Below are 9,740 nucleotides of genomic sequence, written 5' to 3'. Positions count from 1 at the left end.
GGCGACCGCACCCCCGCCGAGTTTGCCCTACAGTGGGCCGCGACCCACCAACCGAAAGTCGCATAGCGGCTGGACCACCAAACGGGTCCCCCTCAACTGGGCTACCTCGAATGGTCATGTGGTCGGCGAGGTGGTGTGTGAGGTGGGGTCAGGGTTGAATGGGAAGCGGCCGAAGTTGCGCAGGATTCTGATGCTCCTATTGATGTCAAGCGACTTGGAGCCAGGGCGGGCAGACAAGACATTGATGAGGAACGGCCAGGCTCCTGATTAGGTCATGTCCGTCCTGTCCGGCGTGAACAAGATGCGCACCGCGCAGGCCGGACAAATCAAGTTATAGACAACCCAGCAGGGCGTCAGTCAGACCCAGAGTCACGACCTACGCGGTAACGCTCTCCCATCATCAATGTCGGACCCGTCTGCTTCAGTGGTGATCGTGGAGCATCGGGACCGGTTGGCGCGCTTCGGGGTGGCCCATCTCGGAGCCGCGTTATCCGCCCATGGCCGCAGGGTCATCGTTGCCGATCGGGGCGAGACTGTCGATGATCTGGTGCCCGACATGATCGAGGTGCTGACCTCGATGTGCGCGCGCCTGTATGGCCGCCGGGGCGCGCGGAACCGGGCGATGCGGGCGGTCATCGCCACCAAGCAAACTAAGCCTGTCAAGGCGGGTGGCGATGGCTAGGTTCGAGATCCCCGAGGGATGGACTGTGCAGGCGTATCGGTTCGCGTTGGATCCCACCCCAACGCAGTTGCGGGCGTTGGCCTCTCATGCTGGTGCGGCGCGTTTCGCGCACAATCACATGTTGGCCCTGGTGAAGGCTGTGATGGATCAGCGGGCCGCTGAGCGCAGCTACGACATCGATGAGGCGCAGTTGACGCCGGTGTTGGGGTGGTCGTTGCCGGCGCTGCGCAAGGCCTGGAATCAGCGCAAGGCCTGGTGTGCGCCGTGGTGGGGCGAGAACTCGAAAGAGGCCTACAACACCGGCCTGGATGCGTTGGCCCGCGGGTTGGATGCCTGGTCGGCCTGCCGGCGCGGCCGGCGCGGCGGCCGCGCCGTGGGGTTCCCGCGGTTCAAGACCTCCCGGGCACCGCGCTCGGTGCGGTTCACCACCGGGGTCGTCCGGGTCGAGGCCGACCGCCGCCATGTCACGTTGCCGCGGCTGGGTGCGGTCCGCACGCATGAATCGACGCGCAAGTTGGCCCGCCGCATAGAAGCCGGTACGGCCAGAATTTTGTCGGCGACCGTGCGTCAAGACTCTGCCGGGCGCTGGTACTGCTCCCTGCAAACCCTCGTCGAGGCTAAGGCCCGGCCCGCCCATGCACGGCGCTCGTCGCATTCGGTGGTCGGTGTTGATGTCGGGGTCAAAGCCGACAGCCTGCTCGTCGTCGCAACGCCTGATGGGATCGAGGTCGATCGCATTGCCGCGCCGAAGTCGCTGCGCGTCGCGCACTCTCGGTTGCGGGTGCTGCAGCGCTGAGCCGCCCGCCGCCGCGGCCCGTATGACCCGCAGAGCCGGACCCGCCAGCAGCCCTCGAAGCGGTGGCGGCGCACCCAGGCCCGGATCGGCCGCAGCCACGCCCACGCCGCGGCGGTGCGCCGTGACGTGCTGCACAAGGCCACCACCGCGCTGGCCCAGCAGCATCAGGTGATAGTGGTCGAAACGTTGAACGCCGCGGGTATGCGTGCCAATGGAGGTGCGCGCAAGCGGGGCCTGAACCGGGCGCTGGCTGATGTCGCCCTGGCCGAGGTCCGGCGCATGCTGGGCTACAAGACACGTTGGTACGGCTCCCATCTGGTGGAGGCCGACCGGTATTTTCCGTCGTCGAAGACATGCACGGCCTGTGGGAGGCGAAAACCAAACCTCACCCTGGCCGATCGGATCTTCGAATGTGACGACTGCGGTAACACGGTCGATCGTGATCTGGGTGCTGCGATCAACCTCGCCCGACTCGGCGTACCCACACTCGCTGTGGGTGAACAGAGTCCCGCCGGGAGTGGCCCGGTGGCAGGACGTGGAGCCACGCATGAGACCGAACCCGCGCCAGCGGGCGACGCAGCAGGCGATGAAGCGTCAACCCCACACCACCACCAGGTGGATCGGACGGGGACCGCCTCACCGCAAGGCGAGGCTGCCTGATGAACAAGGCGAACTCACATTCGCTCACCAAAAGGCAACGGCTAGAGACTGTCCACGATCGCGTTCTTGAGCGTTTCGGAGCTGGTGCCGAAGACCGCCTGAACGCTGTTGCCCACCTCGATGACGCCTGCGGCGCCGAGGGCCTTCAACCGGTCCTGGTCGACCTTGCTCTTGTCGGCGACCTCCATGCGGAGGCGGGTGATGCAGGCATCGACATTGACGAGGTTCTCCCGTCCGCCGAAGGCGGCGATGATCTGCTCGGCCTGAGTGTCGGCCCGCGCGGGTGCGGTGAGAGTGCCGGTACCGCCGGCGGTGACAGCAGTGGTTGGATCGCCGGCAGTCGCCGAGTCAGATACCTCTCCGAGATTCGCCTGTTCCTCGGCCTCGAACTCCGCCTCGGGTTCACGCCCCGGCGTGCGCATGTTCCACTTCGTGATCGCGACGTAGAACAGCACGAAATAGATGACCGAGAACACCGCGCCCATGGCGATGAGCAGCCAGATGTTCTTCGCCGCCGGAGCGCCGCCGTAGAGGAGCAGGTCGAGCAGCCCGGCCGAGAACGAGAAGCCCAGGTGGATGTCGAGCAGGTAGGCGATCGCCAGGGACAGCCCGGTCAGGACCGCGTGGATGACGTAGAGCGGGAACGCCACGAACATGAACGCGAACTCGAGCGGTTCGGTCACCCCGGTCAGGAATGCGGTGAGGGCGGCCGCCGACAGGATGCCGACCGCGACCTTGCGCTGCTTCTTGTTCGCGGCGAGGATCATCGCCAACGCCGCCGCGGGGAGGCCGAACATCAGGACGGGGTAGAACCCGGACGTGAGAATGCCCGCAGTCGGGTCGCCGGCAGCGAACCGGGTGAGCTCGCCGGTGACCACGGTGCCGTCCGGAGTCTGGTAGTCGCCGTAGAGGAACCATACGTACGAGTTCGGAATGTGGTGCAGACCGAGGGGAATCAGCATGCGGTTGGCGAACCCGTAGACGAACGCGCCCAATGCGCCGCTGCCACCGATGAACCGGCCGAGGCCGGTCAGGCCGGCATCGAAGATCGGATAGAAGTAACTCATCATGAAGGCGATGAACAAACTCGCCAGAGACACCACGATCGGGACGAACCGTCGCCCTCCGAAAAAGCCGAGATAGGACGGTAATTGGATGGTGTGGTACCGGTCGAACAACCAGGCCGTCACCAGGCCCACCACGATCCCGGCGAACACGCTGTAGTTGATCTGAGCCTGGTCACCGGCCTTGTCCACCTCGCCGGCCAGCACGATGGGGGACATGGTCTTGAAGACCGCTGACATCACCAGGTATCCGACCACTGCGGCCAGCGCCGTCGAGCCGTCGGCCTTGCGGGCGAAGCCGATCGCGACACCGACAGCGAAGAGCAGGGGCAGATTGGTGAACAGGGCATCGCCGGCCGCGCTCATCGCCTTGAAGAACGGACCGATGACGGGGGAGTCGATCCGGCCCAGCAGATCGGGTTGGCCGAGCCGTAGCAGGATGCCCGCGGCGGGCAACACGGCGATGGGCAGCATGAGGCTCTTGCCGAGCCGTTGCAGTTGCGCGAAAGCAGGTATGCGCAGGCCGGACTTCTCCTGTGTACCTTCGGGTTTCGTCGTACCGCTCATCGCACCACCGTCCTCCTGGCCACCCGGCGCGAACCGCCGTAAAGCTGTGCGGAAGCTTAGACGAGAACCCGTGAACCCGCGGCCGTCTTCCGGCCACCCTCGTATTGTTGGGACACCACAGAAGGAGCACCACAGTGAGCTTGACGCGAGTACTCGCCCCGGTAGCCGGGCGCGCGGTAGCACTCCACGATGTTCCGGATCCCGTGTTCTCGGCGGGCATGGTCGGGTACGGCGCCGCGGTGGACCCGCCGCGCGGCGTGATCGACGCGATCGCCCCGGTCAGCGGCAAGTTGTTGAAACTGATGCCGCATGCCTACGTCATCATGACGGCCGAGGGCGTCGGTGTGCTGGTGCACCTCGGTCTGGATACCGTCGCTCTGAACGGCGAGGGCTTCACCACCCACGTCAGCCAGGGAGAGGATGTTGCCGCCGGCCAGGTGGTGATCACCTACGACGTGCCCGCAGTCGAGGCGAAGGGCCTCAATCCCATTGTCCCCGTTGTGGTCATGGACGAGCGCGAGCCCGGCAACGTGACAGTGGCCGGGCCGGTCGCGGCCGGAGCCGATATCGCGTCGGGCGCAGAGCTTTTTACGGCGGTCAAGTAGATGGTCGAGTAGATGGAAGTCATCATCTTGGCCGATGCCGACGAGATCGGCAGGGTGGCTGCCGACGCGTTCGGCGCGCTGCTCAACCGTAAACCGGACGCGGTCCTCGGCCTCGCGACCGGGTCGTCGCCGCTGGCGGTCTACGACGAACTCGCCGCCCGGTGCGACGCGGGCCAGATCTCGTTCCGGCAGGCCAGGGGATTCACCCTCGACGAATACGTCGGCCTGCCCGTCGATCATCCTGAGCGCTACCGCAATGTCATCGACTCCGTGTTCGTCTCGCGCGTCGACTTCGCCCCCGGGGCGATACAGGGCCCTGATGGCCTGGCGGACGACATCCCGGCGGCGTGCGCGGCATACGAGGAGGCCATCCGCGCTGCCGGCGGCGTCGATCTGCAGGTCGTCGGAATCGGCACCGACGGGCACATCGCCTTCAACGAGCCCGGGTCCTCGCTGGCCTCGCGCACCCGGATCAAGACGCTGACCCGGCAGACCCGTGTCGACAACGCCCGGTTCTTCGGGGACGACCTCGATGCGGTGCCGACACACTGCCTCACCCAGGGGTTGGCCACCATCATGGCGGCCCGGCACGTCATCCTGGTGGCCCTCGGGCGCGGCAAGGCCGAGGCGGTGCACCACCTCGTCGAGGGCGCGGTGACCGCCATGTGGCCGGCCACGATCCTGCAACATCATCCGCACGTCACGGTTCTGCTCGACGATTCTGCGGCGCAGCGGCTTCAGCTCATTGACTACTACCGCGAGACTTACCGCTCGAAACCGGATTGGCAGGGCATCTGAGTGTTGCTGACTGCCGACGCGCTCATTGCGGGCTCAGAACTGTTACGGCCGGGCTGGATCGACCTGTCGGACGGGAAGGTGACGGCGGTGGGAGCGGGTCTGCCGCCCCGCAGCGCCGATCGTGCACTGGGTGCGGTGACCGTGATGCCGGGTTTCGTCGACACCCACTCCCACGGTGGCGGCGGGGGCAGCTTCTCGGCCGCCTCGACAGCCGACACGTCGGCCGCGGTGGCGCTGCACCGTCGCCACGGGACCACCACCATGATCGCCTCGCTGGTCACCGCGAGCCCTGACGATCTGCTGCACGAGGTCGGCGCACTGGCGGCCGATGTCCGCGCCGGACTGATCGACGGCATACACCTCGAAGGTCCGTGGCTGTCGACCGTGCGGTGCGGGGCTCATCAACCTGCGCTCATGCGGGACCCGGATCCGGGCGAGATCGACCGGTTGCTGGCCGCCGCGGCGGGAACGATCCGGATGGTGACCATCGCTCCGGAGCGTCCCGGTGCGCTGGCCGCTATCCGGCGGTTCATCGATGCCGGCGTGGTGGTGGCCGTCGGCCATACCGAGGCCACCTACGAACAGACCCGTGCCGCGATTGCGGCCGGTGCCACGGTGGGCACGCATCTGTTCAACGCGATGCGCCCGATCGACCGGCGAGAGCCGGGTCCGGTGATCGCGCTGCTCGAGGATCCCGCTGTCACCGTCGAACTCATCACCGACGGCGTCCATCTCGATCCGGCCATCTACCGCCACGTCACGTGCACCGTCGGGCCGGATCGCGCTTCGGTGATCACCGATGCGATGGCGGCCACCGGCATGCCCGACGGCCGCTACCAGTTGGGGCCCGTGCCGGTCGACGTGATGGACGGGGTCGCCTTTGTCGGGGGGACGGACACGGTCGCCGGCAGCACCGCGACCATGGATCGGGTGGTCCGATTCGCCATGGACCATTGCGGTTTGGACCGAGACGATGCGTTGTTGCTCGTCGCGCGTCAGGCCTCGCTGAACCCGGCTCGGGCGCTGGGACTGCCCGCGGGTGATCTGATCCCCGGAGCTGCAGCCGATCTCGTGGTGCTGGATGTGGATCTGTCGGTCACCGGGGTCTTGCGGCGGGGCGTATGGGAGCTGGAACCGGCGGGGTAGCGGTACCGCGGTCAGGCGCCGGGAAACCCGAGAACTGTTTCCTGAGGCAAAGATTCGTGTTGCGCCCACTGTGAATAGCCGTTACATATTCCGGTACCGGCGTACCGTCAGCCGGGTACGACGCGAAGCATCTGGGGGTCGTTCTTGTCCGACTGGCCATTTGTCGCACGGGATGCTGAACTGCGCGAAGCCGCGCAGGCGTTGCGTGGCGACTTCTGTGGTGTCGTGCTGGCGGGCGGGGCCGGCGTGGGCAAGTCGGCGTTGGCCCGGGTGTTGGCCGAGCAGCTGGAGGCCGAAGGGCACCCGGTGCGGTTTGTACTGGGCACCGAAACCGGGCAGGCGGTACCGCTCGGGGCGTTTCTGCACGCACTCACTTTGACGGACGCGCATGACCCCACGGTGATGCTCGCCGCGGCACATGAGGCGCTGGCCGCCGAACCCGATCTGGTCATCGTGGTCGACGATGCTCAGCATCTCGATCAGCTGTCGGCGCTACTGGTCCAGCAGCTGGCGGTGCACGGCTCGGCGAAACTGATCGTCACCATCCAGAACCGGGTGCCCACATCCGATGCGGTGACCGCGTTGTGGAAGGAACAGCTGCTGCTCCGGTTGGACCTGGAGCCCTTCACCCGGGCGCAGACCGCCGAGTTGATGGCAGCGGTGCTGCACGGTGACGTCGACCCGCGCGCGGTCGGTGAACTACACCGGTTCTCCTCTGGCAGCCCGCTCTACCTGCGGGGCGTGGTCAACGCGGCTCTCGGCGATGAGGCGTTCGTACGCGATGAGGGCCGGTGGCGGCTGTGCGGGCCGCTGCGGGCCAGTGCAGACCTGCACGCCCTGATCAATTCACGATTCGACACGCTCACTCCGAACGAGCGGGATGTGGTCGATATGGTGTCCACCGCCGAGGTCCTCGACTTCGATGTGCTGGCAGCAGTCTGCGACCTCGACGCGATCGCCAGCGTGGAACGGCGCGGAGCCATCCAGGTACTCAACGATGCGGCCTGCACCCTGGTACAGCCCGGCCATCCGATCATCGGTGAGGTTGCGCGCGACCGATGCTCGAAAACCCGAAGCCGGCAGATCAACACGCAGTTGGCGTCGCTGCTGGCGACACACCTTCAATCACCGGGCAACGCAGCGGTGCCGGACGTGCGCGGCCGTATCCAACTGGCTCGATTCATGGTGGGAGGCGACGTCCCGGCAGATCCGGACGTCATCGCCGATGCCGCGGCCAGCGCGGTCACCATGTCCAATCTGTCTCTCGGAGAAGAGCTTGCGCGGTACGCGGTCGATCACGGTGCCGGGATGTCCGCGGTGATCGTGCTGGCCGATGCCATGAGTTGGCAGGGCCGGGGCGAGCAGGCCGAGCAACTGTTGGCCCGGTGGGTGCCGGATCCCGACGACGAGGCGATACTGGCCCGGTGGGGTTGTCTGCGGGCATCGAATCTGTTCTTCGGATGCGCCCAGCCGGACGCGGCGCATGCGGTGCTCTCCATGCTCCGCGAGCAACTGCACTGCCCACAGACGGTGAGCCTCGTGGCCGCGATGGAGGCGGTTTTCGCCTTCCACACCGGTGAACTGGAGAAGGCGATCGCGGTGGGTACCGCGGTACTGGACCAGAAGGTGTCACCGACGGCAACGGTATGGGCCGCACTGGCCACCTCGAGCGCGTTGGCCCTGTCCGGCAGGTCGGACGAGGCCGTCGCGGTGGCGCATGCGGGTGAGCTGGCTGCCGATCACTGTGTGTCGGGCTCGCCGCGGTACTGGTTCGTCTTCGCGCAGGTGTCGGCGGCCCTGGGCGATGTCGAGCTGGACAAGGCGCACGGCATCTGCGACACGTACGCCGTGCGGGCGGCCGGCTCACCGCAGGCCGAGGCCATCGGCACCGCACTGCATGGGCGGGTAGAGCTGGCCCGCGGCCGGCTGGCCTCAGCCTGTGATGCGTTGCAGGCGGCGGTGTGGGCCACGCCGCAGGGCCTGCCGCCGGGCTGGCTCATGGTCGTTGTCGCCTGCCTGGCCCAGGCCGAGGGAATGCGTGGCGACGGCGTTGCGGCGGCTGCAGCGTTGGCACGTGCCGAGGCCGCCGCGGCCGGGCCACGCGATGTGTTCCGGCCTGACCTGGAGCTGGGCCGGGCGTGGGCGGCGGCGGCGACGGGCGAGACGGGCCTGGCCGTCGAGCATGCGGTGCAGGCTGCGGACCTCGCCTCGGCGAGCGGGATGGAGGCGATCGAGCTCACGGCCCTGCATACCGCACTGAGATTCGGAGACTCGTCAGGCCACAGGCGGATCCAGCAGCTGGTGCAGCGGCGCGGTACTCGGGTGGCGGAAGCCGTCGGAGCGCACAGTCTCGGTCTGAACCGGCATGACCCCGCGTTGCTCGTCGCGGCGGCGGACCGGTTCGAGGCGCTCGGGGCGCTGGTGCTCGCCGCCGACGCTGCCGCCGACGCCGCCCGGATGTACGCCGAGGCAGGCTGCCGCGGCAGTGAATTGGAATCCGCGGCCAGGGCGCTGTGGCTGGCCGGCCAGACCGGCGCGCGCACCCCGGCGCTGCGCTGCGCCGGTGACCCGCTGCCGCTCACCCATCGGGAGTGGGAGATCGCCGACCTCGTCGGTGTCGGGCTGAGCAACCGGCAGATCGCCGGCCGGCTGTGTCTGTCGGTGCGCACCGTCGACGGACATCTGTACCGCATGTTCGCCAAGCTCGGTGTCGAGGACCGCGATCGTCTGGCCCGGTTGGCGCGCTTCGGTCCGGCGGTGTGACGCTGCCGGTCTCAGGTGTCGTCGTCGCTCGCGGTGCGGGCGCCCACGAACGCGAGGAGTCGAGGATCGGAGGAGGTGAACCGGTCCACTTCCTCACCTCCGTCGCAGCGCAACAAGGAGATCGTGAGGCTGTCCGCAGTGCGGGTCAGTACGCACCAGTGAGCGCCGGAATCCTGCCAGCGCTGTAGATCTGCGACCCGATCGACGCTCATGCCTACTACCATGGCACGGCATGGCCGCGAAAAACCGCGTGCGGTTGGCCCGCGTGTATGAAGAGCCCGAACCCGATGAGGGGAAGCGCGTCCTGGTCGACCGGCTGTGGCCCCGGGGCATGAAGAAGACCGATCCGCGGGTGGGTCATTGGCTGCCCGCGGTGGCCCCGTCCACAGAACTGCGGCACTGGTACGACCACAAACCCGAGCGTTACGACGACTTCGTCGCCCGCTACACCGAGGAACTGCAGTCCGGTGAGGAGGCCGCGGCCTTCGACGAACTGCGCGCACTGGTTAGCCAGGGCCCGGTCACCTTGGTGACCGCCACCCGCGAGGTCGAACTCAGTCATCTGACGGTGCTGGCCAAGCTCCTCTCCTGATCCGGCGGCTGCGGACCGGGCAGCGGGAGGAAGGTAAACCTACCCTCACTCGCTACGGTAGGCTCGG

The 9,740-nt window shown here is 67.4% G+C and carries 8 protein-coding genes and 2 pseudogenes; 8 read left to right on the top strand and 2 right to left on the bottom strand.

The genetic code is table 11. From position 1 onward, the window contains the following. Positions 1-403: 403 nt before the first annotated feature. The 3 genes and pseudogenes from AB0876_RS29085 to AB0876_RS29075 form a co-directional block, all read left to right on the top strand. A pseudogene (locus AB0876_RS29085) lies at positions 404-682 on the top strand (IS607 family transposase); the annotation flags it as partial. Next, positions 675-1,478, top strand: a complete 804-nt coding sequence (locus AB0876_RS29080) for a helix-turn-helix domain-containing protein (RefSeq protein ID WP_526043629.1) — start codon at positions 675-677, stop codon at positions 1,476-1,478. The pseudogene AB0876_RS29085 and the gene AB0876_RS29080, both read left to right, overlap by 8 nt. Before the next feature lie 42 nt (positions 1,479-1,520). Then, positions 1,521-2,138: pseudogene (locus AB0876_RS29075) on the top strand (RNA-guided endonuclease TnpB family protein); the annotation flags it as partial. Positions 2,139-2,179: 41 nt separating this feature from the next. Here AB0876_RS29075 and AB0876_RS29070 read toward each other — a convergent pair. Next, positions 2,180-3,769 carry a PTS transporter subunit EIIC gene (locus AB0876_RS29070; protein ID WP_526043628.1) on the bottom strand — a complete coding sequence of 530 codons (1,590 nt, stop codon included), beginning with the start codon at positions 3,767-3,769 and terminating at the stop codon, positions 2,180-2,182. A 134-nt stretch (positions 3,770-3,903) separates the two neighbouring features. Here AB0876_RS29070 and AB0876_RS29065 point away from each other — a divergent pair, with 134 nt between their 5' ends. The 4 genes from AB0876_RS29065 (at position 3,904) to AB0876_RS29050 (ending at position 9,081) form a co-directional block, all read left to right on the top strand. Continuing rightward, positions 3,904-4,374 carry a PTS sugar transporter subunit IIA gene (locus AB0876_RS29065; protein WP_491838374.1) on the top strand — a complete coding sequence of 157 codons (471 nt, stop codon included), beginning with the start codon at positions 3,904-3,906 and terminating at the stop codon, positions 4,372-4,374. Between the two features lie 12 nt (positions 4,375-4,386). Beyond that, on the top strand, positions 4,387-5,172 hold the full coding sequence (gene nagB, locus AB0876_RS29060; RefSeq protein ID WP_526043627.1) for a glucosamine-6-phosphate deaminase: 786 nt from the start codon (positions 4,387-4,389) through the stop codon (positions 5,170-5,172). Continuing rightward, complete coding sequence (gene nagA, locus AB0876_RS29055) at positions 5,173-6,318, top strand: N-acetylglucosamine-6-phosphate deacetylase (RefSeq protein WP_526043626.1); 1,146 nt, start codon at positions 5,173-5,175, stop codon at positions 6,316-6,318. A gap of 144 nt (positions 6,319-6,462) precedes the next feature. Next, entirely contained in the window at positions 6,463-9,081 is a 2,619-nt protein-coding gene (locus tag AB0876_RS29050) for a helix-turn-helix transcriptional regulator (RefSeq protein WP_526043625.1), read from the top strand. A gap of 11 nt (positions 9,082-9,092) precedes the next feature. Here the strand turns inward: AB0876_RS29050 and AB0876_RS29045 are convergent, their stop codons facing one another. After that, positions 9,093-9,293 (bottom strand): hypothetical protein, encoded by a 201-nt coding sequence (locus AB0876_RS29045; protein ID WP_491838378.1) that lies wholly within the window; start codon positions 9,291-9,293, stop codon positions 9,093-9,095. 20 nt (positions 9,294-9,313) lie between these two features. Here AB0876_RS29045 and AB0876_RS29040 point away from each other — a divergent pair, with 20 nt between their 5' ends. Next, positions 9,314-9,673 (top strand): DUF488 domain-containing protein, encoded by a 360-nt coding sequence (locus AB0876_RS29040; protein ID WP_526043624.1) that lies wholly within the window; start codon positions 9,314-9,316, stop codon positions 9,671-9,673. The last annotated feature ends 67 nt before the right edge of the window (positions 9,674-9,740 follow it).

Origin of the sequence: Mycobacterium sp. NPDC049093 (genome assembly GCF_040704635.1) — a bacterium.
Taxonomy (GTDB): domain Bacteria; phylum Actinomycetota; class Actinomycetes; order Mycobacteriales; family Mycobacteriaceae; genus Mycobacterium.
Note: the sequence above shows the minus strand (reverse complement) of the source record. Positions and strands in the feature narration are given on the sequence as shown.